Origin of the sequence: Alteromonas sp. Cnat2-8 (assembly GCF_022348355.1) — a bacterium.
GTDB lineage: Bacteria > Pseudomonadota > Gammaproteobacteria > Enterobacterales > Alteromonadaceae > Alteromonas > Alteromonas macleodii.
In genome coordinates this window covers 167,623-194,047 of the sequence record NZ_JAKREX010000006.1, presented here as the reverse complement: position 1 = coordinate 194,047, position 26,425 = coordinate 167,623, and the positions used below count along the sequence as shown (strand labels likewise).

Annotated in this window: 19 protein-coding genes; 10 read left to right on the top strand and 9 right to left on the bottom strand. The window is 42.8% G+C overall.

Annotated elements, in window-relative coordinates; all coding sequences use genetic code 11:
* The first annotated feature begins 69 nt into the window (after positions 1-69).
* Positions 70-1,953 carry a bifunctional diguanylate cyclase/phosphodiesterase gene (locus tag MHN00_RS16760; protein WP_110288675.1) on the top strand — a complete coding sequence of 628 codons (1,884 nt, stop codon included), beginning with the start codon at positions 70-72 and terminating at the stop codon, positions 1,951-1,953.
* 146 nt (positions 1,954-2,099) lie between these two features.
* On the opposite strand, the gene MHN00_RS16755 is transcribed toward MHN00_RS16760, so the two are convergent.
* On the bottom strand, positions 2,100-2,771 hold the full coding sequence (locus MHN00_RS16755; RefSeq protein WP_239301866.1) for a nitroreductase: 672 nt from the start codon (positions 2,769-2,771) through the stop codon (positions 2,100-2,102).
* A 229-nt stretch (positions 2,772-3,000) separates the two neighbouring features.
* Here MHN00_RS16755 and MHN00_RS16750 point away from each other — a divergent pair, with 229 nt between their 5' ends.
* The 7 genes from MHN00_RS16750 to MHN00_RS16720 all read left to right on the top strand — a co-directional run bounded on the left by MHN00_RS16750 (position 3,001) and on the right by MHN00_RS16720 (position 10,226).
* A complete protein-coding gene (locus MHN00_RS16750) occupies positions 3,001-4,503 on the top strand; it encodes a catalase (protein WP_239301864.1) in 1,503 nt (500 codons plus the stop codon).
* A gap of 242 nt (positions 4,504-4,745) precedes the next feature.
* Entirely contained in the window at positions 4,746-6,275 is a 1,530-nt protein-coding gene (locus MHN00_RS16745) for a DUF3369 domain-containing protein (protein ID WP_239301862.1), read from the top strand.
* Positions 6,272-7,624, top strand: a complete 1,353-nt coding sequence (locus tag MHN00_RS16740; RefSeq protein WP_239301860.1) for a GAF domain-containing sensor histidine kinase — start codon at positions 6,272-6,274, stop codon at positions 7,622-7,624. Before MHN00_RS16745 ends, MHN00_RS16740 begins: the two co-directional genes overlap by 4 nt.
* A gap of 144 nt (positions 7,625-7,768) precedes the next feature.
* Positions 7,769-8,632 carry an alpha/beta hydrolase gene (locus MHN00_RS16735; RefSeq protein ID WP_239301859.1) on the top strand — a complete coding sequence of 288 codons (864 nt, stop codon included), beginning with the start codon at positions 7,769-7,771 and terminating at the stop codon, positions 8,630-8,632.
* Positions 8,633-8,716: 84 nt separating this feature from the next.
* Positions 8,717-9,529, top strand: a complete 813-nt coding sequence (locus MHN00_RS16730) for a helix-turn-helix domain-containing protein (protein ID WP_039225300.1) — start codon at positions 8,717-8,719, stop codon at positions 9,527-9,529.
* A 48-nt stretch (positions 9,530-9,577) separates the two neighbouring features.
* Positions 9,578-10,027 carry a carboxymuconolactone decarboxylase family protein gene (locus tag MHN00_RS16725; RefSeq protein ID WP_049586902.1) on the top strand — a complete coding sequence of 150 codons (450 nt, stop codon included), beginning with the start codon at positions 9,578-9,580 and terminating at the stop codon, positions 10,025-10,027.
* A gap of 19 nt (positions 10,028-10,046) precedes the next feature.
* A complete protein-coding gene (locus MHN00_RS16720) occupies positions 10,047-10,226 on the top strand; it encodes a YrhK family protein (protein WP_014976860.1) in 180 nt (59 codons plus the stop codon).
* Positions 10,227-10,598: 372 nt separating this feature from the next.
* Here the strand turns inward: MHN00_RS16720 and MHN00_RS16715 are convergent, their stop codons facing one another.
* From MHN00_RS16715 to hsdR, 8 genes are all read right to left on the bottom strand, one after another.
* Positions 10,599-11,897, bottom strand: a complete 1,299-nt coding sequence (locus tag MHN00_RS16715; protein ID WP_239301858.1) for a hypothetical protein — start codon at positions 11,895-11,897, stop codon at positions 10,599-10,601.
* 75 nt (positions 11,898-11,972) lie between these two features.
* Positions 11,973-12,950 carry a hypothetical protein gene (locus MHN00_RS16710; protein ID WP_239301857.1) on the bottom strand — a complete coding sequence of 326 codons (978 nt, stop codon included), beginning with the start codon at positions 12,948-12,950 and terminating at the stop codon, positions 11,973-11,975.
* Positions 12,951-12,995: 45 nt separating this feature from the next.
* Positions 12,996-14,090: a hypothetical protein gene (locus MHN00_RS16705; RefSeq protein ID WP_239301856.1), complete on the bottom strand. Its 1,095-nt coding sequence runs from the start codon at positions 14,088-14,090 to the stop codon at positions 12,996-12,998.
* Positions 14,090-15,847, bottom strand: a complete 1,758-nt coding sequence (locus MHN00_RS16700) for an AAA family ATPase (protein ID WP_239301855.1) — start codon at positions 15,845-15,847, stop codon at positions 14,090-14,092. The genes MHN00_RS16705 and MHN00_RS16700 overlap by 1 nt, the downstream gene beginning before the upstream one ends.
* Positions 15,847-17,319 carry a restriction endonuclease subunit S gene (locus MHN00_RS16695; protein WP_239301854.1) on the bottom strand — a complete coding sequence of 491 codons (1,473 nt, stop codon included), beginning with the start codon at positions 17,317-17,319 and terminating at the stop codon, positions 15,847-15,849. Before MHN00_RS16695 ends, MHN00_RS16700 begins: the two co-directional genes overlap by 1 nt.
* Positions 17,319-18,929: an N-6 DNA methylase gene (locus tag MHN00_RS16690; RefSeq protein ID WP_239301853.1), complete on the bottom strand. Its 1,611-nt coding sequence runs from the start codon at positions 18,927-18,929 to the stop codon at positions 17,319-17,321. Before MHN00_RS16690 ends, MHN00_RS16695 begins: the two co-directional genes overlap by 1 nt.
* Before the next feature lie 28 nt (positions 18,930-18,957).
* Positions 18,958-20,037, bottom strand: coding sequence for a Fic family protein (locus tag MHN00_RS16685; protein ID WP_239301852.1), 1,080 nt, complete (start codon positions 20,035-20,037; stop codon positions 18,958-18,960).
* A gap of 115 nt (positions 20,038-20,152) precedes the next feature.
* Positions 20,153-23,674 (bottom strand): type I restriction-modification system endonuclease, encoded by a 3,522-nt coding sequence (hsdR, locus tag MHN00_RS16680; RefSeq protein WP_239301851.1) that lies wholly within the window; start codon positions 23,672-23,674, stop codon positions 20,153-20,155.
* Positions 23,675-24,729: 1,055 nt separating this feature from the next.
* Between hsdR and MHN00_RS16675 the strand changes: the two genes are divergently transcribed.
* Both MHN00_RS16675 and MHN00_RS16670 read left to right on the top strand, forming a co-directional pair.
* Positions 24,730-25,164: a hypothetical protein gene (locus MHN00_RS16675; RefSeq protein WP_239301850.1), complete on the top strand. Its 435-nt coding sequence runs from the start codon at positions 24,730-24,732 to the stop codon at positions 25,162-25,164.
* Positions 25,165-25,349: 185 nt separating this feature from the next.
* Positions 25,350-26,186 (top strand): DUF3596 domain-containing protein, encoded by an 837-nt coding sequence (locus MHN00_RS16670; protein ID WP_239301848.1) that lies wholly within the window; start codon positions 25,350-25,352, stop codon positions 26,184-26,186.
* Positions 26,187-26,425 lie beyond the last annotated feature (239 nt).

Below are 26,425 nucleotides of genomic sequence, written 5' to 3'. Positions count from 1 at the left end.
CGTCTCTGCACTTGCTTTTTTCCAAGTTAGGTTTAAGGTTGCTATAAACCTCCTTCAAGATTTGGAAGAATGCAGGTTAAAGATTTTTTTTCCTCATCAGCAAAGCTTGCTGATCTAACGTCACTCCGAAGGCGCCGTGTCATTCAAATAAGCGCGGTAACAGGCTTCGGGCTTTTCGCTTCGTCTCTGGTCGCGAGAGGCATAACTTTTGATATCTTTTTACTGGGCTTGTTCTCATTAATCGTCACTGGCTCGCTCGCATACAAGTATTACGTTACCACCAGCAGTTACCTACTTTTAGGCGCTATGTCGTCAATGCTGTTTGCCCTATCCGCAACAGGTGCAGGCGTATTTGATATCGCCATGATTGGCTATCCTGGCGTCATTATATTTGCGGCTTTATTAGGTGGAATTGCCCTATTTGGCACCGTTTTATCTTTAGTGCTTCTTCAGTGCATTACGCTTACGTGGTTGATTATGCACGATGTAGTAACACCAAACCCGCCTATTTTGAGCTGGTCTCACGTGCTCTTCATCATGGTTATTTACGTTATTACGGGCTTCAGCGTTTTTATTTTGATACAGGATATTCGTCGGCTTATGCAGTCACTGCAGCAAGAGGTGTCTAAAGTTGAGCAAAATAGAGCACATATCCAGCACTTAGCACATCACGATCCGCTCACAAACTTGCCAAATAGGATTTTGGGCGAGCGACTTTTCAACGAAAAGCTACGCGAGAGTGAAGAAAAAGGGCTTCAGCTCGCGCTGCTGTTCATAGACTTAGACAACTTTAAACCCGTGAATGACGCTCTTGGCCATGCTGCGGGCGATCGGTTTCTTCAAAAAATATCTCAAACCATCACCGACCACCTATCCACAAAGCAAAGTTTAATACGCTTCGGTGGCGATGAGTTTATTGTTTTGGCGCCAGAAATATCAGACAAATCTGAAATCGATGACTTATGTAAGAACTTAATTACGTGGTGTTCGAACGAATTCGAAGTGCTGCAAACCAAAGTGGTAGTATCGGGTTCAATTGGTGTAGCACAAGCGCCTTATGACGGAATTAAATTTAAACAGCTGTGCCGAAAAGCTGATATTGCCATGTACGAAGCGAAACGCAACGGCAGAAATAGATACGAATACTATGACGTGCGCTTTGACGAAGAAAACGATGAAAAATTCACACTTATTCAGCGTTTGCGCCCGGCTGTACAGGCCAATGAATTCGAGGTGTACTACCAACCGTTGATAGACCTTGCCTCTAACGAGGTTCAAGCAGTAGAGGCGCTTTTGAGATGGCCTCAGAAAGACGGCTCAATGATATTCCCCGACAAGTTCATACCTTTAGCGGAAAGCAGTGGCTTGATCATCCCTCTTGGTGCGTGGGTGTTAAACCAAGCTTGTGAATTTTGCGCTAAACAGCATGAAAACGGTCATACTAATCTTACGGTTGCCGTAAACTTATCCTTCGCACAATTCAAAGATGGTACGCTCCCCGCTGTCGTTGAGCAGGCCTTGCAAAATTCACAATTAGCACCGCAATTTTTAGAGCTGGAGCTAACTGAAACCATACTCGCGGATGAAAATGGCACCACTGGCGAACAACTTGAAGCCATTAAATCGTTAGGCGTGCACTTTGCTATTGATGATTTTGGTACCGGTTACTCTAATTTAAATTATCTACAGACATTTAGCGCTCGCAAACTCAAAATAGACCGCATTTTTATCAACACCTTGGGCATTGGGGAAAACGACGCACCTTTAGTTGCAGCAATTATCAGCATTGCCGACAGCCTTGGCATGAAAGCGGTAGCTGAAGGTATTGAAAGTAAACCCGCGTTAGAAAAGCTAATAAAAATGGGATGTGACTTGGGGCAAGGCTATTATTGGAGCAAGCCACTCCCCGCGCCCGAGATAGAACGATTCTTAAGTAATCATCTAACAAAGTAACCACTTACACTAAAAATTCGGAAATGTTCCGTTGTGAAGGCACCGTTTTAGAAGCTCATGATAATTCAAACGGACATTTTCATGCCGATGGCTTAACGCAGCATTGGCTTGCTGAAAAAATAACAATCTGCCTAAATCGAAAAACGCTAAAACCCGTGATACGTCACAAACTCATCGTTGTCGGCGCGAGTTGAGCGAACCTCGTTTGCAGCGAACTCTGGGTCTGGATAGCCCAAGGCTATGCAAATCATAATGGCCTCATCATCAGGGATGTTAGCGTGCTTGTGTACCACATCGGACTGCATAATGCCCTGACCATTGATAACACAACCAAGCCCTAAGTCCCATGCAGCTAGCACAATGCCATACGCCAGCGACCCTAAACCAAACTGGGTGATCCCTGCTGGCTCTAAAGCCTTGTCATAGGTAAGCACCAAAGAAACGGGCGCATCAAACTGCCTAAAGCCGCGCATCATCCAATCCATACGCTTTTCCTTGTCTTCTCGGGTTATTCCCATTACGTCAAACAGCTGTATGGCTACATCAATTTGACGCTGACGGTGAATCCCCTCGTAGTCCTCTTTGTAGGGAAAGTCTCGAACGTGCGGTTTACCTTCAAGTGTATTTTTGGTGTTGCCTTCACGAATTTTATCAAGCACGTCGCCTGTTACTGCATGAATTTTCCAGGTTTGCGTGTTATAGGACGATGGCGCCCACTTCGCTGCGTTGATAATCGCGTCTACTGTTTCCTTAGTAACAGGCTGTTTAGTGAACCCTCTAACACTCTTTCTTGATGCTGCAAACTCGGCAAAATTCATACACTTCCTTAAACGCGGTAATTGAACTTGTTAAGTTAGAGTAAACACGACGAGTTTGCTCTTCAATAGGTGGCAAACCTAATTCAGATTGTTTGTTTTTATAGATATATATAGAAGTTTGTAAACCCTTTCATTTAGCAGTGCGTAGCAAAAGCATGTCATGAGTCAGGCACACATGATGTTTATGGAAGTTTGGCTTTCAAAAAAAGCATACGAAAGGAGTTTTATAATGGCTAAGAAACCGCAATTAACCACGTCGGCAGGCGCCCCCGTAGTAAGTAACGAAACCACTAAAACAGCAGGAGAGCGCGGCCCCGCCCTCTTACAAGATTATCAACTAATCGAAAAGTTAGCGCATCAAAACCGCGAACGAATTCCAGAACGTGTCGTTCACGCGAAAGGCTGGGGTGCACAGGGCACATTTACGGTCACGCACGACATTACCGATTACACATGCGCTGACTTATTCTCAGAAGTGGGTAAACAAACTGAAGTATTAAGCCGGTGGTCTACGGTAGCGGGAGAATCAGGCGCAGCTGATACCGAGCGTGACGTGCGAGGCTTTAGTTTGAAGTTTTACACACAACAAGGCAACTGGGATATGGTAGGTAATAATACTCCTATCTTCTTCATTCGTGACGGATACAAGTTCCCTGACTTCATTCGTACGCAAAAACGTCATCCGAAAACTAACCTGCGCTCACCAGAAGCCATGTTCGACTTTTGGGCTGCACAGCCAGAAAGCGTGCATCAAGTTACCATTTTAATGTCGGACCGTGGTATTCCGGTGTCACCTATGCACATGAACGGCTATGGCAGCCACACTTTCAGCATGTGGAATAAAGAAGGCAAGCGTCATTGGGTGAAGTTCCATTTCAAAACTCAACAAGGCATTAAAAACTACACCAATGAAACGTCTGAAAAAATCATTGGAAGCACTCGGGAAAAATATCAAGAAGAGCTATATAACGCCATTGAAGAAGGCAATTTCCCAAAGTGGACAATGTACATTCAGGCCATGCCAGAAGAGGAAGCAGGACAGCAAAGCTATAACCCGTTCGACCTAACCAAAGTGTGGCCGCACGATGACTATCCGCTTATTGAAGTTGGCGAACTGGAAATGAACAGAAATCCAGAAAACTACTTTCAAATGATAGAAAACGCAGCATTCAGTCCGTCAAATGTTGTCCCTGGTATTGGCTTTAGCCCTGACAAAATGCTTCAGGCTCGCATATTTTCTTATGCTGATGCCCATCGCTATCGTTTGGGCACACACTATGAAGCACTCCCCGCAAACGCGCCGAAAAATAGCAAGGTAAACCACTATCACAAAGACGGCGCGATGCGCTTCTTTACCAATGATTTTGGTAACCCTGACGCCTACTATGGGCCCAATCAATACGAAGGTCCGGTGGCTGACTTTTCAGTGAAAGAGCCTCCGCTTCGCATTGATGGAGACGCTGATAGATATCATCAAGATGAAGCAGATGTGGATTACGTGCAGCCGCGAAAACTGTATGAGATGTTTTCTGATGATCAAAAAGAACGGCTGTATAAAAACTACGCTGCCGCTATGGGCCCGTGCTCAGATAGCGTAAAAGAGCGTTGGTACGCCGTGCTAGAAAAGGTACATCCAGACTACGCCGCAGGCGTACGAAATGCGGTAGAAAGCTTAGATACCGACGTAAATACGGTACCGATTACTGAAAATACCCCTATCGAAGATAGCTAAACGCTATTGTTGTAAGGTATCGCGGCCCAGCAGTTTTCTCTTACTGGAATCTGCTGGGCTCCACAATTTAACAAACATGGCATATTTTTAATACTTGCCTAAAACACATCTAACTGATGATAAAGAGACTTCTGTCATCAAAATATGCTCATTGAACTTTAGAACAAAACTTGTCGAGTAAGTTTGCGAGATTGAAAATTGTGGCTTACGTTTAATGTATCTAAACGTTTATAGCGCTATGTATGTCGTTATTTAAGAAGTCAAAAACAGAACAATCCACCTCTCGCCAAGCTCCATGGAAAATAGCCATAATCGATGATGAAGAAGGCGTACATGAGGTCACTAAACTCACTCTGCGGAAATTTAATTTCGAAAAACGCGGGGTTGAATTTCTATCAGCTCACAGTGGCGCTGAAGGCCTAGCACTTTTCAAAGCAAATCCAGACATCGCTCTCGCTTTCGTTGATGTGGTAATGGAAACTGACGATGCGGGTTTGAATTTGGTTGATGCCATTCGTAACGAGCTCAATAACCATACCGCCCGCCTTATTCTGCGAACAGGTCAACCTGGTCAGGCGCCGGAAGAAGAGGTAATCAGGCGTTACGACATAAACGACTACAAAGCCAAAACCGAATTATCATCGCTTAAACTTAAATCATGTGTGTACACAGCAATAAGGTCGTATCGGGATATTCAGACTATTGAGCAAGGTAAGCGCGGTATGGAAGACGTTTTAAAATCCTCGTCTTCCGTTTTAGCAAGCCAGTCTTTAGCCCAATTTGGCACCGCAGTGTTGAAACAGACACTTACACTGCTTAACCTAAACAACTCTGTACTCTACTTGTCTACTCAGCACACCGACTTATATGGCGATACGACCATGACGGTGCTAGGTGCCAGCGGCGACCTAGTTGGATTATGCGAACCTGGAATTTCTAGCCGAATTCCTGAAACCATCGAAGAAGAAATCAAACAAGTCTTAGAAAACAAAAGTCACTATCAGTCTAAAGATTTATTCATCGGCTACTACCCTACTGGAGAAGATAGCCACAACATCTTGTATGTTAAGTTAGATCATCCACTGGATGCTCTGCAGCGCAAGACCTTAGAGATGTTTGCCTCTAATGTGGCGGTAATATTCCAAAATCTCACGCAAAAAGAAGACATACAAAAAACCCAAAAAGAACTCATTATGGTGCTTAGCGACGCAATCGAAATGCGGAGTAAAGAGACCGGTGGCCATGTGAAAAGGGTCATTCTTATGACCGAATTTCTCTCTGAAAAGCTTCACATGAGCCGAGAGTTTATTGAGACCATACGGTATTCAGCCGCACTTCATGACGTGGGTAAAATTAGCATTCCTGAAACTATTTTACATAAGCCGGGCAAACTCGACCCAGAAGAATGGGAGATCATGAAGACCCATGCACAAAAAGGCTACGAGCTACTTGCGGGATCTGATCGCATCGTTGCTAAAATGGGCGCCATCATTGCGAAAACGCATCATGAGCGGTGGGATGGTCAAGGTTACCCTGAAGGATTAGCTGGAGACGACATTCCCGTGGAGGGTCGTATTATGGCAATTGTCGACGTTGTCGACGCATTGCTATCTAAGCGCTGCTATAAACCGGCATGGAGTCCTGAGGAAGTAAAAGCCTATCTTCATGAGAATTCCGGGAAACAATTCGATCCGCTAATCACCCACATTATGATAGAGCACTTCGACAGGATCCTTGAAATCCGAGCCACAGAACCGGACGAAGATGAATGAAAGAATCGCTAGAACTAATCTTATTACGCGTTAGCCAAAGCGCAGATATTGATAAAGGTGAATTAGACGTTGCTTCTAGACTTATTATCAACTCGGTGTGTGAGGGTTTGCAAATTACTCGAGCTGGCATTTGGTTGTATGATGAAATGCAAACACTGGTACAGTGCACATTGCTCATTGATAAGGGTAATGACCTGGACCACGAAAGCTTAGTACTTACCCGAAAAGACTTTCCTCATTATTTCGAGGCGCTAGATTCAGAGAGAACCATTGCGGCCCACGACGCATTAACAGATGTTGCAACATTTGAATTTGCAGAAGTGTATTTAACGCCGCTTGGGATTAGCTCTATGCTTGATGTCCCTATTCGCCACCGCGGCAAAATGATTGGGATAATTTGCTGTGAACATCAAGGCAAAGCCCGTGAATGGCATGCCGATGAAGTTGTATTTGCGGCGTCACTGGCAGACCTTTACGGGCGTGCAGTGAGTGCAAATGAGCGCGCAGATTACGAGCAGAGGCTAATTGAGGCCAACCAAACCCTTGAGCAAAAAGTAATAGACCGCACAGCTGAACTTGAGGCTGCACAAGAAAAGCTCGTCGAGTCAGAAAAAATGGCGGCGTTAGGAAATCTAGTCGCAGGCATTGCTCACGAAGTTAATACGCCGTTAGGCATTGCACTCACCTCCGTCAGTAACTGCAAAGAAGAACTAAAAGACATCTATCGAGACTTCGAAAACGATGAATTAACCGAGCAGGGTTTTAAAGACTTTGAAGCTATTTGCTCTGAAGGGCTAAACTTAGCTGAAACGAGCCTGATGCGGGCAGCGAATTTAGTACAAGACTTTAAGCGCACTTCTGCTGACCAAACGTCGTTAGAAATAGAAGAAATTGCATTAGACGAATATATCCCTAGAGTCTGTAACCCTTTAAAACCCATGCTTCGCAAAGAACAAGTCGAGCTAAGCATAGACGTTACGCCCAATTTAGTGATAACCACCTGCCCCGGTATAATTGCCCAATTGCTAACAAATTTAATATCGAATGCTCAGCGTCACGCTTTTGGTCCATCGGTAAATAACGACGTGAATAGAGTGAGTGTGAGCTGCAGTAAAAATGCCAAAGGCATTGTGATTAGCGTACAAGACAATGGCAAAGGTATACCAGAGGCGCTTCATAAGAAGGTATTCGAGCCATTTTACACCACAGCTCGTGATAAAGGCGGTACAGGGCTGGGCCTAAATATTTTATACAACTTAGTACGACAAAAATTTAACGGTGAGATTGACTTAACATCAGCCCCTGGAGAGGGAACGAAAGTAACCGTCTGTATTCCGGTTGAAGACTAGCGTGCCTCTCATTTTCTACTACCTATACCCTGCGTTATAAATTCCCTGTGCAGCGCGCGACATTATTAAAATGTCGCCCTCACGACAGACCTAACATCAAAGGCTGGGCAAGCTAAATACAAAAGCATAACAAGGCATGTAGAAATGCAACTTTCACAATGGCGAAGTTCCGGCCACTTTTTAAACGTCGACGGTCAGCAAGTTTTTTATAAAACAGAAGGCACGGGACCAGTACTATTACTCATTCACGGATACCCCACCGCAAGTTTTGATTGGGCTAAAATATGGCCAGCACTTACAAACAAGTATCAATGCGTGACGCTCGATATGCCGGGGTTTGGTTTTAGCGATAAGTCACCAAAAAAATACTTAATTAAAGAACAAGCAGACACGATAAGTGAGGTAATAAGGCATTTAGGTATCACAAGTGCCCATGTTCTATCTCATGATTACGGTGATACGGTTGCGCAAGAAATGATGGCGCAGCAACTGGAAAACAACCTTGCCTTTAACATCGAATCGCTGCACTTACTTAACGGTGGCCTTTTTCCTGAGACACATCGTGCTCTGCCCATTCAAAAGCTGCTGCTCTCTCCAATTGGTGGTCTACTCATTCGCTTTTTAAACAAAAATGCAATTCGAAAAAGCATGCACAACATATTTGGCCCAAACACACCTCCTTCAGATCAAGACATCAATGATTTTTGGACACTTATCAGTACAAATAATGGTCACCAACACATGCACTTGCTTTTGGACTATATGAAGCAGCGTAAACAATACCGAGAGCGCTGGGTAAGTGCACTGCAAAATGCCAATGCCCCTCTTCGACTAACCGCAGGCATGGCTGATCCAATCTCTGGCGCGCATATGGTGGCGCGTTACAAACAACTCATTCCCAATGCAGACGTAATTGAGTTCGATCAAATTGGGCACTATCCGCAAATTGAAAGTGCTGAAGCCGTGTTGAAATCTATAACAAGCTTTTTAGGTCGCTACACTAACTAAACGTGAAACTTTGTCTTGATACGGCACGCGACAGGGGTAATATAAGGCTTCACTGATTTAACTCTAGACTCGCAACCAACTTTTATGGACGCTTCAACCAACAACGAAATTATTCCTGCCGCTAGCTTTAAGCAGATTGATATTGGTTTCGTGACCCCTGCTGCTTCCATAAAACGGTTTGTACAATGCATATGGGTGATTGATAACCCAGAAGGCTCAGCTACAACCCTAAACGAAAAATTTTATCCCGATGCAGGTGCTAGTTTGACTTTCTATCTCGATCAAACTAACTGTGAAGCGCAATTGTTTTACCATACTCAGGTCTGCGCCATGCCGTGGGAACTGGCTTGCAGACAAATAAGTGTAAGATTTAGGCCCGGTGCCTTGAAATACTTGTTCGGTTTAACCTTTGATGACAGTAAAAACCAACAAATCGACATCGCGTTGGCTATGGTTAAGCAGCGTGATTCCTATCAACGACTGCAAGCCTATCTTATTGGAAAAACTATTAGCCAGCAGTGCTTAGCAATACAGCACTGGTTGATTGAGCTAGCAGAAAATACTGATGGAGCCTTTCAGAAATGGGAGCGCATGCTTTATCAGTCGATGAATTTACTGGTGCCCCCACAACATCTTGCCGATCAGTTCGGCGTCAGCCGAAGAACGCTGGAGCGCCAATTTCGCACTAACTTTGGTTTCTCGCCAAACAAACTGTATCAATTTGCTCAAATACGCCATGCTCGATCGTTATTAACCTCAAATTCTGAAGCGCTGAGCCACGTCGCATTGGCATGTGGTTACTTCGACCAAGCGCACTTTACGCATTCGTTTAGTGATTTCGCGCTGGAAACGCCCCTTCAGTATAGAAAGCGAAAGTTGTCGCAAATTTACAATTAAGCGTTTTGCTTAGACTTTATAGTTCTCCGCAGTTTAAAGGAGATCACTATGAAAAAACGTATTACACAATCTGAGCTATATTCTGAATATCCCCATATTCTTGAACACCTCACAGGCTTGGTTAAGCCTTCAGTCAAAAGTACTTTAAGTCATAAACTCATACATTTAGTTAAGCTTCGTGCGTCACAAATTAATCAGTGCGGCTTCTGCCAACATATGCACGCCGAAGAAGCGAGAGAGTCTGATGAAAATCAGTCAAGGCTTGATGTATTGTCTGCATGGAGAGAGCTAGATTGTTTCAGTTTTGAAGAGAGAACAGCATTAGCGTGGACGGAAGCGTTAACGCTTATCCACTCTTCCACTATTACTGAAGAAATGTATAACAGTGTAGAAAGCACCTTCGGAAAAGAAGGGCTGATAGAACTCACGTCTATTATTCTTCAAATTAATAGCTGGAACCGTATTTCAGTAAGCCTTCAGTTTCAACCTTCTATTTAGTAGTAAGGAAGACGTGAAAATGACTATCATGAAACAAGTACAAAATAACAAATTGGGTGTAGCCGCCTGCTTATGCTTTTTTTGGGGAAGTACCCTTTTCTTGCCAGCCTTCAGCAAATTTGCAACCGCTGGAGTATGGTTGTTTATGGCGGGTTCTCTATTGATGCTTTTAGACATCTTGAGCATTAAAACCAACTAGGCTTTGCGCTAATAGTGTTTAAGAGTGTATATACAACTATGCACTCTTTTATTGAGCGAAATTTACTGCTGTATATTGGTACAAGAAAAGTGAGTTTCGATTTTACTTTGATATATATGGCATAAGCCATTGAATGGGGAAAGAGAAGTTGGTCGGTGTGAGAGGATTTGAAAATACTCTGATCACATTACATAGCAATATATAGTGGAACTCCCGTCAGAGCGACACTATATAGCGATACATGGCATTATTTTTTAGGTGCACAAAATGGGGCTGGGTGCAGAAATTGGTGCAGCTAATACATCTAAATAGGTGTCTTTCACACTATAACCTGAGCCCGAAACCTCACAAATCAGTGTGAGGTAATACTGTCTATTTATTCCAAGTGATTGTCATATTGTGAAATTTATAAGGCCCGGTAGCTTTTAGTTGATTTTCAAGCTTTATAGCGGGTTTAGCAACTTGGTTAAAGTGCTCTTCCAAATCAATATCCAGTCTATTTTCTGACGATAAAATACTACCTGAACTGCAAAATATATCAGGAGTTTTCAAACAATATAAATTAAATGAATACCAATTCTTATCTCTCATTTCGTGAGCCGTATCAGCAGTTAAGCGTGTATTTAGAGATTTCAGCTCTTTTAAATAAGCGTCATACTCAACATCCCAAAGGGTCATCATTGAATTTACAATATCCTCTGTATTGAGGCCCGGAGAATACAAGTCAAATATATATTTCTCTATGAGATCGATAAAATTTTCCTCAGGTTCCAGTTTCCCCAAGTCTTCGAGATAAGCTATGTACATCAGCATCAAGATAAAAAATGCAGCCCTATTCTGTCCACGGGCCCAATCCGTTTGCAATGTCTGAATCAAAACTTTGTCGGAAAGCTGGAATACTTTTTCTAGAAGTTCGACAGGAATTCTTGAAGTCATAATCACGCTCGCATTTAAAGACAGCTTGGATAACGTGACTATAAGTTCAAGTTTATTTTTCAGAGATAAATCAGGAAATAAAGTAAATGCTAAAGCAATCAAGCATGTATATTCCACAGTGTTGGCGTATTTAAGTGATTTTTCCACCTCTTTAATTAACAACGATTTAGAAACCAAATCGCTTTGATGTTCGTACGCTTCCAATTTAAACAGTAATTCCTGAGCATATGCATGGCCTTCAAGTAGCGCAAGCATACTAACAGGTACCGTTGCAATAATTTCATCGAAATTACTTCGATATGACAAATAGCAAATTTTTAGATGAGGACCGACAACTTCATCATAATCAAGTCCATATTTTATACCGTCATATTCAAGTATTTTATGACCGCACCTTTCTTCATACATATAATTATGCATTGCAATTTCAGAATCGTTGACGTTTACCACTTCCAAAGCTTGCGACGAGTTTGGTAACTCAAAACACCTATGTATTCGAAGTATAAACTCCATACCCCAGATAGTAGAGTTGCAGTCATAAAAATGCGTCAATTCATGTAAATAAGTGGAATATAACTGTAAGTCATCACCAGTTAACATATATGGATTTTTGGTATCAATTACCTTTTGAGCATGTGACTCGCTCATACCAAACAATTCAACGTTCAACTCAATACATTGGTTAAAAAAATCGTACTGCCCATAAGTATTAGCGTTAAATATCCTTCCACTCATTCCTTAACTCCAAGCTATGCTCTTGATGATTATTATTTTTACTTAGACAATTTGATTACGCATACGTCAATCGATCTATACGCAATTTTTAAGCAATCTCAGTAATCGTCTAAATTCTGAATCCGCTGAATAACTTTTCCAGCGGTTGGCAAACTTGCAGACTACTTGTAAGTTATCCTTTTCGTAATGACCGTTACTATCGATTCTGTCTAGGGAGCAAATAAGCTCTTTATCGCCATCCTTCTCGTCCATTTCCAGTGGCAGCTCTGTTAATGCGCACATGCCCTCTTGGGCTTCAATCAAAGCGGTTATATAGTCCTCCAGTTCCATTTCATTGCGGAACTTCATATCCTTATTTTTAACCGCCCTTTCTACTGTTTGGCCATTCGATTGCTTCGCTGTTGTAAACGCCACTCTAGCCATTCGCATAGCTGCTTTTCTGGCGCTGTTTGCATAGGTTACGGGGTTATAACCTTTCGAAGCATTGGCATTTTTCTTTTTCCACAACTCTTGCTCATGCCAAGGCGATAAATCTTCGCCATGTACTAGAGCAATAGCATATTGAGCATAATCTTCGCTTAGCTGCTGAAGCGTGGCCTCTGTTGATAAAAAGTCCCTAGCTTTGGGGTGAAGATCTCGCCATAAAAGTTGCTGCTCTGTTCTTGTACGATCTGACCATGGCTCACATGGCTTATGGCAAACAACAACGTCTCTTTTTCGACCAACGGGCTCTTTCTTGTTTTCAAAGAAATGAGGGGCATTTTTTGAAATAGTCCAGAATAACTTCTCGCCATCCCTGTGAATCCAGAGATCATCAGCTGTCTCAGAAATGATGGTCATTAGGTTGTACCAACGTGATGCCGTTGATCTGGTTGGCGGTTGTCCTCTGGCTGACTTATCATTTTTCATACGAGAAAGGATATATTCTTCCCTTTTACCTTGCTCCCACAGAGGTTGCGCTTCGATATCGTTCATCGTTGCGACAGTACCTTTGGCTTTGCAGACTGGCCACTCGTAATTTTCTTCGCCGAAGTTGGCTATATAAACTCTCAAGTTTTTTACATCCCTGTTTTAAATAAATAGTTAAAAATAACTTTATCAACCACCGCTCAATATAAACTCACCACCATCAGCGCCCTGCTCTTGCATAAAACCTAATTTAGCGGCAAAAGGTGCAAGTTCAACCAGCTCTAGCGCTGCAAATAATTTCTGATACCAAAACACCCACTCCTTCCGTTTAAAAGTCTCTTCAGCAATAGGTCTTGCTTCATCTTGGATTCTGCTAATTAGGTGGGCTTCATCAATCGGGTCAATTTCATCTATAATAATATTCTCAATCGAACACAATTCTGCCTCTACGCGACTTCTTATCTCGTAGACCTCATCCCATGTTTCCAGCTTTTCCAGAGCTACTGCATTTTGAGTGGACCAGATAACTCTGGTAGCTGGCTCAGGGTCGGATAAATTACTAATTTCAATATCAACAAGCCCCCTCGCTTCTTCGGAGTATGGATAAAAAGCTACACGGGTATTCCCATCTCTACTTTTGAAGAGATCTTTTGCTTTTTTTGCGTACTGATTACAAACGCTACATAACGGAATAAGATTGTAAGGATGAACCGAGAAAATCGGATACTTAGATTTACAAAGTTGATGATCGTAGTCTGAACGCCACTGTCTTTGTTCTGGAATACCACCTCTAATCACTGCCAGTTTTTCCATACCACAAGCTTTGCAAACGTTTCCGTTGTTGGTTAAAGATCTATACTCAGAAAAGTGTGAATTTATGTTAATCCCTCCCGCAGCAGCAACTACAGGAACTAAATCTTTTGTCGCGCTGTATAGGTGTAAGCTCAATTCTTTAAGTGAATTTCGACAGTCAGCATTCAAGAAATCTAAAAGTTCTCTCTGTGGATTGCCAAAAAATACCTCTAAATCCTGATTATTCTGCATTGTCAGAAAAAGCTTCTCTTTGGTGTCGTCATCGGCATCACCTAGATTTTCGAATAGTTTTTGAAACTTATCCAGGGTATTTTCGTTCGCCCAGCAAGCATCGCCGATAGCCCCCTCTGTAAATAATTGACGGTCAAAATCGTTTTTATTTACTGCCGCTTCAAGAAAATGCAATAGTTCTAAGTTGAGTAAGCGAAATACTTCGAAACAAGGAGTTCCATCTACTAAACGAAATAACATTATTTTGTTAGCTTCCTTATCAAATATGCTCTTTCCGCAGACAATCCGAGATTATTTTCGATCCAAACTTTCGCGTGTTCTTCACCTTGCTCTAGCTGCTTACGAATTTCTTCAATCACGCTCTGAGAGATCAACGAACGTAATCCAAATAGCTCTTTTATTAGCACATCAAATGATGCCCCGTAAGTCTCGTTTTGCACCATGTTCATCAGTATAAATCCGTTGTCATCTCGCCGGAATTGATAAACATTTTGGCGCTTGAGAGAAGAGACCATAAATGGAGAATGTGTCGAGAGAAAAACCTGTGATTTTGTTCCTTTGTTGCCGGCATTTAACGCATCAGAAACGTACTTATGAAAAGAAGTTCGCCAGGCTGGATTTAAATGCGTCTCAGGTTCGTCGAGTAAAAATAGAGTATTTTCCTGCGAATACAATTTTAATATCGCTAATATCTGCAGTAACTGCGACTCACCATCTGATAACTCTTCAAACGCAACTGAAGTTAAATTATTCCCTTCTAGCATCAAACGCTCAGCTGCTAATGCAAACTTTACTCTAAGAGGCTTTTTAACTGTCCCAAAAAAATAATTTCTATCCAGTTGATATCGGTCATGCGCGCTAATGTTTTTTAGGCTCAACTGCTGAGTCTTATACAAGCGCTCGAAAAGCCTAAATGGGTTAAGTACGCCATTGGTTGATAGTCTGCTATCGTCAGCTAGCCGGCTGAGATCTAAGCTAATGGTACCCTTCAATGCATCTAATTCGTAGTACTCAAATTCCTCTGAGGTTGTTTTTCTGCCCTGATACTCAACATTTCCAGCTCCTGCTAATCTAATAAAGGACCTAACATTCTCTACTACTTCGTCGGCTATATATGGCTGAGTAAAATCAAATTCGAGTAACAGCAACGTTGGTTTTGAGTAAGAAAGCTTGTACAGCTTATTTTTTTTCGCTAAATCTTGGGCATAAAAAGACTGGTATTCAAAATCAATAAAAGCAACAACGAGCTGTGCACTATCGTAGTCGAGGTATATCAAGTTAGAGGGCTGAGTAACCGTTTCTGGTAATTCAATCTCATCTTCAACATAGCTTGCCGAGTCAAAATCAAACAAATATGAATGATTTCGTTGATACCTTTTTAGAAGATCTATTTTGTTCTTTCTAAACTGATTAAAAGCAGATTCCGAATTATTTAGATTATTCTCATATGCCAGGTCTAATGCACGTTTTTCTTTATGGTAACGTGCCCTAGCTTTCAGTGCCTTAAACAGCTGGTTTGCATTTTTTAAAAACGGACGTTGTAAGTTTTCATTCAGGCCGGAGGAATATCCCACAACATGCGGTAATGGTAATTGTTCTAAGCCTATTTTTATTGATTGGTCGGCTTGCTCAACATCGATTGGCTGTACATCACCACCATTGACTGATACCGAAAATTTGGGATCGGTAAAACCATCAGCAACTCGGAGTTTTTCACCGAATACTTCCGCATAAGCAGAAGGTGCTGCATTTACATAACCGCTCATGCTATAAACCAGCGAAAAGTCGAACCCTAAATGCCCTTTGTTTTTAAAATCAATTCGCTGCAAACGTTCTAGATAGGCAAAACACTCTGCAATTAACTCCAATAGCTGGGATTTGCCAGAGCCATTTAAACCAATAAATGCGATGACATTGTCATCAGCATCCTCAAAATTAAAGGTTTGATCTTTCAATCCTTTGTACTGCCCATCCAAAGTTAGCGACAGCAATCGCATCAGGATTTTTTCCTTGCACTACTTTTCTTTAACGGCTTCTGCGCTTTACGCTCTACTTTAATTCTTTCCAGCAAAGCTTCAGCGGAGTTTTTACCGCTGATAAGCTGCGGGTTTTGCTCCCGCCATTTAGCGGTGAGCTCGCCTCGGAAGGCTTTGGCTAAAATCGATTTGGTGAGGTTGTTAACGCGCTCATATGCTGTATTCGCATTTTGTTCTATGCTTGCGGCAAAAGCGAAGAGTTTATCGACCCTGCGGACGATTTCGGTTTGTTCCTTGATAGATGGCAATGCTACAGGAAGTCTTCGAACATCTTTTAAGTTAAGACCAGGCATATCTATACCTCGATAGTTTGAATGAAGCCAGGACTGTACATCTGGGGATTCAAGATAAAGCGCTAGATACTCATGCCCAACAACACTAGAGTTCGCCCTAAAACGAGCAGTTCCTTGCGTAATATTTGCACCTTCTAGTAATTTTGGAACGACTGCAACTTTAGTGGCTCTTATAATCCCTAAGAGAATGTCGTTTTCTTTAAGACTTGCTCGTTCATACTTTTTAGCAATCTCGGGACTTGTCTTGAGTAGCTGTTCAACAAGGATTTTCCCATTCTGTATGTCTGTTCCCCTTACATAAGGAATTCCTTTCTCTAGCTTCTTTCCGGGCTGAACTATGCCATAAACTATTTCATCACCCGGGTTAACTAAATGCGAAGCAACCCCATAAATCCAATTCTGGGGTATTTTTTTTAAGTTCCTAATATCAACCTCTTCAGGAGACTTATACTTTTTACCTAGTAAGCTTTTGTGGGCGTCTATAGAAGTTTCATACAACTCTTTTGCAGATGTTGGATTTACTTTCTCACGCCACTGCTCTGTCAACTTTCCACTCACTGCTGCTGCTAGGACAGTTTGGCGGAAAGTTTTCAGGATTTCGGGGATGCGTTCGAGGCGGGCTTTGGTGGTTTCCACCTGTGCCAGCAGTGTATCGAGCTTGTCAGCGATAACTTTTTGTTCAGCTATAGGGGGGCATATTATCGGAGCTTTCGAGAATTTTGACTTGTTAATTATAGTAACAGTAGTTGCTGATGACTCTGATAACATCCATTCTTTGAGTGTTCTCAATTGATAATAAAGAAATTTGACATCAACTTTATTGCTGGGAAGCACGCTATTGATTTGTTGGTTTGTTGCCGATCGAGCTGTAGTAATAGCACAACGCCCTAAATTGCCAATACAAGTGACGACTATTGACCCTGGTGGAATTAATGGCACTGTTTCAGCGCCGAGGACCGTTATCTGTTCATCGGTAAGTGCTATTTCTCCCTGATCATTGACGTCGGCAGGCTTTATAAATGGTATATCTCCACCGAAGTATTCAGGTTTATTCTTGCTTGGTGTTTTTCCTGTTACAACGTCGCCAATGTTTTCCAATTCTGTCGTAATCCATTCAGAAGGCAAATTAACCTCACTCATCAATTCAGTCCTTCCAACGCCGCTAGCAAATTATCTAACTCTTTTAACGCGGCATGCAGTTCACCTTTAGCTTCTCGAGCCAACAGATCTGGCTCTGGCAAGTCTGCCGCATCTACACTGTTTTTATCTTTTAGCCAGGAAATATCTAAAGAATCGCCTTTTGTTTCGCGTATCCACTCACGACTAAAGCTGCGCCAGCGTGAGTGGGCAAGGCGGTCATCAATCCCCTGGTTTTCTTCAACTACTTCCTTGTCTACTTCAATTTCTTGTGCATCAAAGCTGTAATCCCCTTCTGTGCGTTTACCAGTGCCATCAGATAATTCACCATATACTTTTTCAAAAGCACCTAAATGTGGATCTTTGCCGAATTCATCAGGTGTAAAGCCAATATCTGCATTGCCAAAAGGGGTGCGTTTGCCAAAACTGGGCATATTGGTGCGCAGGTCATACACCCACACATTATCAGTGCATTTTTCTTCCTGGAGTTTGCTTTTTGCTGAGCCTTTAGTAAAAAACAGCACGTTGGTTTTTACGCCCTGAGCATAAAAAATGCCGGTTGGCAGGCGCAAAATTGTATGAAGATTGCACTTATTCATTAGATCGCGGCGAACTTCGGTTCCTACACCCGCTTCAAACAGAACGTTATCCGGTAGCACTACAGCCGCTCGGCCGCCAGGTTTCAGATTTCGATAAATATGCTGTAAGAACGCCAGCTGTTTGTTGGTGGTTTTATAGGTAAGATCGTCCCGGGTATTGGATGCTTCGCCACCTTTGCTGGTGCCAAAAGGCGGGTTAGCCAGAATAATGTCAGCTTGTTTTAAATCCTTCCCAGCATCACCCAAGGCATTTCCAAGATGTACCACACCTTCTTCATCGCCTTCCATACCGTGTAGTAAGCAATTCATTAAAGCTAAGCGACGGGTGTTAGGTACTAATTCCACGCCAACAAAGGCTTTGTTTTTCTGGAACTCTGCATCTTTGGCTGAAAGCTCAAGATAGTCATCGGTTTGTGCACGCATATATTGGTCTGCGGTAACCAGGAAGCCAGCAGTACCTGCGGCAGGATCCTGAATCACCTCGCCTATTTGCGGCTTAATGCACCGCACCATGCTGTTGATTAGAGCGCGCGGGGTGAAGTACTGCCCTGCCCCGGATTTCGTTTCCGACGCATTCTTTTCCAACAATCCTTCGTACAAATCACCGAGCCCATCTTTTTGGGCACTAAACCAATCAATTTGATCGAGGGTTTTGATCATTTGTTCGAGATGGCGTGGTTCACGCAAACGTGTTTGTGCATCGGCATAGATAGCACTGATAAGTGGGTCTTCGTGCACAATGTTTCCGTCTGAATCTTTCCCTGTTGAAAGGCTTAACAATATGCGCTTGTAATCATTTAGCAGGTTGATGCCCGACTTTTCGTTAATATCCGTCCAGCGGCAACCTTCTGGTAAAGGATGACGTTTTAATACGCCTGCTTCGGTGTTTTCATGCACCATTTTAATAAATAACAGAAGTACCAGCTCGGTTACGTAATCTGAATAATTAATGCCGTCGTCGCGCAGTACGTCGCAGAGGTTCCAAAGTTTTTGAACGATGTCGTTATTGGTCATGTTTGTCTCTTAATGAATTATTTGGTTCTTAACCGTGTGCTATTAGTACTTTGCACAGCGGTTCGTTAATGTAGTAGTTGGCGCGGCCGATTTTTTGTTTGGTTAAAAAGCCTTGTTCTACTAGTTGCTCTAAATATTTAGTAGCCGTTATTCGCGTTACCCCTAGTTCTTCGATAATAAAGTCGATTTTGGTATAGGGGTGATGAAACAGGTTATTGAGTAAGTCCTGACTATAAATTTTGGGCAGTTGTTCACGAATACCGTGCTTAACTTCTGCCATCAGGCTTTTCATTTCGGTAATAAGTGAGATGGTGTTTTGCGCTGTGTCGATAACGCCATCAAGCATAAAGGCTATCCACGATTCCCAGTTTCCGGTTTCACGAACGGCCTGCAAATTGTTGTAGTAATCTGCCTTGTGCTGAATGATAAAACGGCTTAAGTACAATACCGGTAGGTTAAGCAAGTCTTTAATCACCAGGTACAAAATATTAAGGATCCGCCCTGTGCGACCATTGCCGTCGTAGAATGGATGAATACTTTCAAACTGATGATGGATGATGGCCATTTTTACCAGCGGATCTGCATCGCATAACTCATCGTTATTAATAAACTGCACCAGATTCTCCATTAGCGCGGTTATTTCGTCTGCATGTTGTGGCGGGGTATACACCACTTCTCCCGTACGGGCATTTTTTAAATCCGTGCCTGGTAGTTTGCGTAATCCTGCGTTGTTGTGCTCCAGGTTTTGCTGGATGGCAAGAATGTCACTTAAGCGAATGAGTTTACTTTGCCTTGCTGTTTGAAAGCCCTGCTTTAATGCTACAGCGTAATCCTGCACTTCTTTGGTTGCAGGGCTGGTTATGGCTTCTTCAAATAAATTAGCTTTATAAAGCTCGTCATGCGTGGTTACAATGTTTTCCACTTCCGAGCTGTCTTTTGCTTCCTGCAAAGCCAGCGTATTGATTAAGATTGCTTCATTGGGAATGCTGGCGGCAATACCCTTTAATTCGGCCAGATATCGGTGAGCTTCAGCCACTTTTTTAAGTACTGCGCGGGTTTCCCACTGTTCTATATTATCAAGTGGTAACAATGGGATAGATGAAGGCATGATTAATATTATGTCCTTTTTTATACATGTAGATCTGTATATATAGATTTTATAAAAAATTATACATGTACTGTATAACATGTATAGTTTTTCTGTTTATTTATACATATAAGGTTTATGCACTTTGGGGAGGCCAAATTGCATCACCCAGTTCATCCAGAACCACATCCAATTGATTACCCAGTACCTTATCCAGTTGCTTTGCTCCTCCCTGCTCTGCAAATCGGCTGTTTACAAATTCTCTATCAATAATGACTTCATGAACCAGTTGTTTTGCCAGGCGTTCAAGCCATTTACGCTGTGCGGGTAACCAGTTATGACTTTCATATATTCGCAACATTGCCTGTGCAACACGTTGTTCAAAGGGTACCAGTGGCTCGCCGAATGCTGCTCGGCGAATATGGCCTATAATACTAGCAGCTATATCCTGATTAGTTTGGTTACGCACCGCACTTTGGAGTTTTGCTTCTGAGTATCCCGCACCATCAAGCAATAGCTTAATTTCTTTTAGTTGATCGCGAGTCAGATCTCGGGGTTTATTCACCACTACAGCAAGGGCTGCACTTTGGTTAAGCTGCTCTTTTATAAACTGGTTAAAGCTATCGAGGTAATCTTCAGGCTTTTGATGTACGCCATAGCTTTGGGTGCGTTCTCTTATCTCATCATGATGTTCCGAAATTAAAGGCTGGCGTTCACTGCCCAGTAGCTCATTCACTTCTGCTAGCTGATTTATCAAACCGCTATGTTTTGTGATAAAGGCTGCGGCTTGCTTAGGACCAAGCTCGTGTAAATGTTTATGCAAGCTTTTGGGCTCAACGCCCCATAAACCGTGTAATTCATCCAGTTTTTGCTTGAGTGCTGCTTTACTTTCAGCTTTTTTACCGGCTTTTCGCAATACGCGCATCACTTTTAGGCTGAGTTGACTTAGCACTACATCGGCATGGCTCTGCTCAGGCGCATCGCCAGGAGCATTTAATGCGCGTTCCAATTGTTCCGGATTAGTGATTTCGTCTACCAACTGCTCCAACGTAATATTGGGATCTTTAACCAATGGCTTCATGGTATTAACATCGGCTAATGCAGCATAAATATCCACCGGGTCGTAAATTCTAAATACTGTTTTACCAATGTCATCACAGCGGCGTGTGGCGCGGCCGATCATCTGCTCATATAAAATCCGTGATTTAACCCGGCGCATAAACACAAGATTACAAATTTTGGGAACATCGATACCGGTAGTCAGCAGGTCTACAGTAATAGCAATATTTGGATAGCGCTCGTTTTTATACTGACGAATGAGCTGTTCTACTTTGTCGCTTTGTCCGGTGATTTTAGCGACTGCCGTTTGGTTATATTCCCAGTTATAAAGGTCTTTAAACGCTTCATCTAATAACCGTTTCACCATATCGGCATGCAAGTCTGTAGCACAGAAGATCATGGTTTTTTCATCGCCGAAGGGATCAAGTTCCTGAACCAGTTGCTGGCAAATCACTTTATTAAAGTTTTCGTTGATCACTTTGCGGTTAAAGGCATCCACTTCAAAGTTCAGTTCATCGTCCAGCTCTGCACTTTGTACTTCACCGGTTTGAGTATTAATCGCGCTGACTTTGTCGCCCTTTGAAAATTTAATCCCGTTTTGAGTGAGAAGGGTTTCGTATCGAATAGGCGGTTCGTGATCTATTAGCCAATCATCCGCTACCGCTTCCCGGTATGAATAGGTATAAACGGGTTTACCGAAAATTTCGCTGGTGTGTTTTGCTGGCGTTGCCGTTAAGCCAATTTTAACGGCATCAAAATAATCGAGCACTCGGCGGTAACTGGAAAGATACTGGCTTGCATCCCGTGTAGCGAGTTCGCCTTCGGTCATTTCCTGGTCGAGCGTATACCCTCTGTGGGCTTCATCAATAATAATACAGTCAAACTGGTCTAACGGTGGCGGGTTATCGCTCATAAAGATGCGCTTTACCATGGCCTGTACAGTTGCTACCTGCACGCGCGTTTCAGCTTCAGCAGCCATATCTCCCAGCTCTGCAACATTATAGATTTTAGATAGGGTATGATTTTGTTCTAATGGTGCCTCATTAAAGGCGTCGATAGCTTGCTGACCCAGTGCAGTGCGGTCTACCAGGAATAAAATACGCTTAAACCGCTCTGCCTTTAAAAACCGGTACATCAAACCAATGATGGTGCGCGTTTTACCGGTTCCTGTTGCCATAGCTAAAAGCGCAGTACGTACTTCTTTCGCTAACGTATTTTCCACCGCAATAATGGCTTTTTGCTGATAATCACGCACTTTTAGATAGCCAAAGGGCTCGGCTTTTAACTTTTTCTCAGCCTCTTCTTTACTGCGTTTGAGATTGTCGATTAAGCCTTCTGGCGTATGAAATTTGGGGAGTGCACGTTTAGTATTAGCTTGGTCGCGAACATCCCGAAACCAGGTTCCAGACTGTTCAGCCAGTTGGGGAACGTAAGGGCGACCATTGCAGGAATACACAAACGGGATGTTATAATGGCTTTCATTTTCATCAGGCCAAGCGATTGTCATTCCTGCTAATTCCCATGCACCAAGCATAGGGGATGAGACACTAAAGCCTTTGCTGTATCGTTCTGCCTGGGGAATTTTTCCTGCAACGTTGGTGTTTTCTTTCTTAGCTTCAACCACGGCTATGGGCGTTAAACCGGAAAACAGCACATAGTCCGCTCTGCCTTTTTCTCCATTATGCTCAGTCGGCCATTCAGCAATCGCGATATTCTTGCCTTTTTCTGGACGAGCCCCGCTTTTATAGGTAAGCGCTTCGCTATCGGCAGTCCAACCCGCTTCTTCTAATTGCTGATCAATTAAAATGCGGGTTAACGCTTCATCCAATACAATGTGTTGCGTTGCCGCCTGTGTATTTTTGTTTATCTGGATGCGTTGGTTTGTTTGCGTTTTCTCATCAGCCTCTGCTAACTGAGCCTGAAGTGTCTTTATCTTTGCTTCGTAATCTTTACGTTGTGCTTGTAATGCCTCTTCATGTTCAGACGCTTGCTTCGCCAGAGAACGAGATTCTTCGTCCATTGCCAATGCCAACGCTTCATATTCTGCTTTTTCTTTGGCTACGAGATCATGAAGCTGATTGCTCGAATCCAGGTGAACATTGGCTTGTTCTAAATCACTTTTTAGCTTCGCAATTTCAGTTTGTAACTGACGTAACTGTTCGCTGGGGTCGGCAGGTGGAATAAAAGGGCCAGGTTTAAATTGAACACCTGATTTTCCGAAAGACTGATGAAACCATATGGCCAATTTGCGGGCAACCACCAAACCATTTATGGCTTCTTTGTGCTGAGTTCTAAAAGTATGGGTTGCTTTATTGCCTTCCATTCTGAGGGTATGGAATAACTCCCTGACTACTGGCTCTAGTTTTAGCTCCCGGTTTATTTTATAGAGCAAATCAGCCTGGGAAGTCTTATCGTCAAACTCAATTCCAACCAATGCTGCAATGTGCTGTGCTAGTGCTTCACCCAGTTGCCTGAGCTTCATTAACGTTGTGTTGGGATCGCTCGAGAAAGCTCTTTCAGCAGACAAGGCTATTTCAACAAAAAGCGAATCATGCTCTTGTAGAAACCCGAAGTTACTTTGCTGGATAGAGGACGCCATTTTTATGAAACTCCATTTCACCTTGATGCTGGTTCAATCAGAACTCAGTAGTACTTTTTATTCTGTGTGTATCGCAAAGAAGAGACTACCACAAATACCTAAATTCACTATACTTTAGTAGTAAGTATAAAACCATAAAACTACAGAACCGGTGCGTTGAATTACTTTTTTTGAATCCTTGGTTTAACCACTTAAAAATAAATATGAGTTCGTACGGTTGAAGCCATTTAATTAGAACGTTACGCACATCAACCGACTTTTTAAATATATTTATTAAACATGAATACAAAGAGAATCATCGCTTTTCTCTGAACGATTCATGCAATGATGGAGGGTAAATTACACGTGAGGCCTGTGACTTCCCCCCTCTTTTGTCTGCACTTCACTGGACATTACGTTTCAACAAAATTCACCCAATGCCGCCGCCGGACGTGCCGCCCGACCAACGCACTTTGTGCGAGGGCGAGTCGCTAACGCTCCGAGACTCCGAGGGGATTCGCCCGGCCTAGCGGCTGACTCTGGACGAGTCACGACAAACTGCGTTGGTCTGCCGGTTCGCTGCGCTCCCTCCGACGGCGGCCTGCGAACCTTTCGCCTGTCACTGGGGCGACAAGCTCTTTATCAGCGCTTGGGAGCGCTTCTCCTGCAAAAGCTGCGAATTAGTGCAATCCAAAACAACTGGCAAGATTGGCGGAATTCAAAACATTTGGGGACAAGGCTTCAAGCCACAAAATACCCAGATGCAATTGCCCGCTCCCCTGCAAATATTACCTACTGCATTGAAGTTGAGCGTGAAATAAAGAGCAGCAAGCGATTGCGAACAATATTTGCCTCGCATTTGTCTATGCGTAAAAAAGGTCATAGAGAGAAGATTCTGTACCTTTGCCCATCTAGCGAAATAGCTAAAAGGTTAGCGCTAAAGGCATCGACGCTTTCATATTTAACTTGGGAGGGAAGACGCATCTCTCTGCGAAATGAGCACCTAATACACTTTATCTTCGCCGATCATGGCTATTTCAAATCAATTTATTAAGGGCGAGCATATGGCTACCCTAATGAAAACAGTATTCACCCCGATTGACGCGTTAAGTGAATATTCTGCATTTGTATTTCAGAAAGCTGTTACAGGTGAAGAAATCTCAGTAAATATTATCGCGGAACGAGCGTTAATTTCTGCTGTTGGTGCATCTTTTCACCAAGGCACTTTAGCTAAAGTGTGTAATGAAGTTCTCTTAACCCACTATTCAAACGTTGAGACCGATGAACCTCTCGTTTTAATCATTCAAAATTTTGGCCAAGGCCTCGTATTTTCAAGAATTTATTTAGGCTGGAATAAGGGATTATCATCGTTTGTTTCTTGGCAAGCTTATAGGGGAACGCTTGGACGCCTCGGAGACTTACCGTTAAAAATAATCTCTGTAAAGCCGGCCAGGTCTGATCATGCATCATTGGCAATGAAGTTACTGAATTCAGTAACTCACAATAAATAATTAATTGGGAGTGTCCAAATGAACTATCCAATTGATTTGATAACAACTAAGAAGCTAGCCGAGTTGACAGGGTATTCAGTTGGCGCACTCCGTAAAAAAATCCATGACGGGATCTTCAGACAAGGTGTACACTTTGTGAAGTCGCCTGACGGGAGGATCCACTGGAACATACAGGAGTATGAGAAATGGGTTCAACATGGCCAACGGGGATAGTTCCTCGAAATCGGTCGATTGAAGTTCGTTTGAACTACAACGACAAACGCCACTATGTGATCCTGCCTTGGCGTCCCACTGCGGGAAACACTAAAAAGGCAGGAAAACTACGGCAACAAGCGCAGGAAGCTATAAAATGGGGAACCTTCACGTGGCAAGAGTTTTTCCCTGACTCGAAACATGCCAATGAAGAAACGGGTGCACAGACATTCAAAGATTACGGGCAGTTATATTTGAACACGTTAACGTGCACTGAAAACACTAAGGAAAAATATGCTCAGGCATTAGAACGGTTTTATTATCCGAGTTTGGCATACAGGCTAGTTAAGTCGATTAAGCATTCAGAATTACTGGCCTTGCTTGGAAGCTTCGATTTTCAGCATAATAAAACCCGTAACAATGCGTTAATTCCACTAAGAGGTGTGTTCAAACTCGCTCTGCGAGATCGAGCTATTAAATCCAATCCTGTTGAGGGTATTGAGAATGGCAAACATCAGCAGCCAGAAGCAGATCCACTACTGATTGAAGAAATGGAGATGTTTCTAAAATGGTTAGAGCGCACACAGCATCCTATGTGGCTAAACTATTTTGAGTATGCATTTTTTAGCGGGCTAAGGCCAAGTGAGCAAATTGCATTGTGTTGGGATTCTGTGGATTTTAATCGTGGTTACTCACGGATTGAACGAAGCAAAATCAAAAACAAAATTCGCAAACATACTAAAACTTACAAAGTAAGAGACGTAGAGTTTAATGCCCGCTCAAAAACTGCATTATTACGACAGAAACAGTGGACGTTTTTTACAAAATAGCGAAGTATTTGTTCACCCGTCTACGGGAGAACCTTTTACAAATAACGCTTCGCCGAGATTGATGTGGAATAAAGGGTTAAAAGCCTGTGGTATTCGCCATCGTAATAGCTATCAAACAAGACACACGTTTTGTACTATAGCTTTGCAATCGGTTTTAGAAACTTTGAAAACTATCGAATAAGAGTGATGACCCATTGTGGATGGGATGGTGTTATCAATCGTGTAAGGTGAATGCTGAT

Excerpts from the sequence above, each read along its gene's own strand:
- MHN00_RS16760 (WP_110288675.1), top strand. The coding sequence starts at position 70 with ATGCAGGTTAAAGATTTTTTTTCCTCATCAGCAAAGCTTGCTGATCTA.
- MHN00_RS16755 (WP_239301866.1), bottom strand. The coding sequence starts at position 2,771 with ATGAATTTTGCCGAGTTTGCAGCATCAAGAAAGAGTGTTAGAGGGTTC.
- MHN00_RS16750 (WP_239301864.1), top strand. The coding sequence starts at position 3,001 with ATGGCTAAGAAACCGCAATTAACCACGTCGGCAGGCGCCCCCGTAGTA.
- MHN00_RS16745 (WP_239301862.1), top strand. The coding sequence starts at position 4,746 with ATGTCGTTATTTAAGAAGTCAAAAACAGAACAATCCACCTCTCGCCAA.
- MHN00_RS16740 (WP_239301860.1), top strand. The coding sequence starts at position 6,272 with ATGAAAGAATCGCTAGAACTAATCTTATTACGCGTTAGCCAAAGCGCA.
- MHN00_RS16735 (WP_239301859.1), top strand. The coding sequence starts at position 7,769 with ATGCAACTTTCACAATGGCGAAGTTCCGGCCACTTTTTAAACGTCGAC.
- MHN00_RS16730 (WP_039225300.1), top strand. The coding sequence starts at position 8,717 with ATGGACGCTTCAACCAACAACGAAATTATTCCTGCCGCTAGCTTTAAG.
- MHN00_RS16725 (WP_049586902.1), top strand. The coding sequence starts at position 9,578 with ATGAAAAAACGTATTACACAATCTGAGCTATATTCTGAATATCCCCAT.
- MHN00_RS16720 (WP_014976860.1), top strand. The coding sequence starts at position 10,047 with ATGACTATCATGAAACAAGTACAAAATAACAAATTGGGTGTAGCCGCC.
- MHN00_RS16715 (WP_239301858.1), bottom strand. The coding sequence starts at position 11,897 with ATGAGTGGAAGGATATTTAACGCTAATACTTATGGGCAGTACGATTTT.
- MHN00_RS16705 (WP_239301856.1), bottom strand. The coding sequence starts at position 14,090 with ATGTTATTTCGTTTAGTAGATGGAACTCCTTGTTTCGAAGTATTTCGC.
- MHN00_RS16700 (WP_239301855.1), bottom strand. The coding sequence starts at position 15,847 with ATGCGATTGCTGTCGCTAACTTTGGATGGGCAGTACAAAGGATTGAAA.
- MHN00_RS16695 (WP_239301854.1), bottom strand. The coding sequence starts at position 17,319 with ATGAGTGAGGTTAATTTGCCTTCTGAATGGATTACGACAGAATTGGAA.
- MHN00_RS16690 (WP_239301853.1), bottom strand. The coding sequence starts at position 18,929 with ATGACCAATAACGACATCGTTCAAAAACTTTGGAACCTCTGCGACGTA.
- MHN00_RS16685 (WP_239301852.1), bottom strand. The coding sequence starts at position 20,037 with ATGCCTTCATCTATCCCATTGTTACCACTTGATAATATAGAACAGTGG.
- hsdR (WP_239301851.1), bottom strand. The coding sequence starts at position 23,674 with ATGGCGTCCTCTATCCAGCAAAGTAACTTCGGGTTTCTACAAGAGCAT.
- MHN00_RS16675 (WP_239301850.1), top strand. The coding sequence starts at position 24,730 with ATGAAAACAGTATTCACCCCGATTGACGCGTTAAGTGAATATTCTGCA.
- MHN00_RS16670 (WP_239301848.1), top strand. The coding sequence starts at position 25,350 with ATGGGTTCAACATGGCCAACGGGGATAGTTCCTCGAAATCGGTCGATT.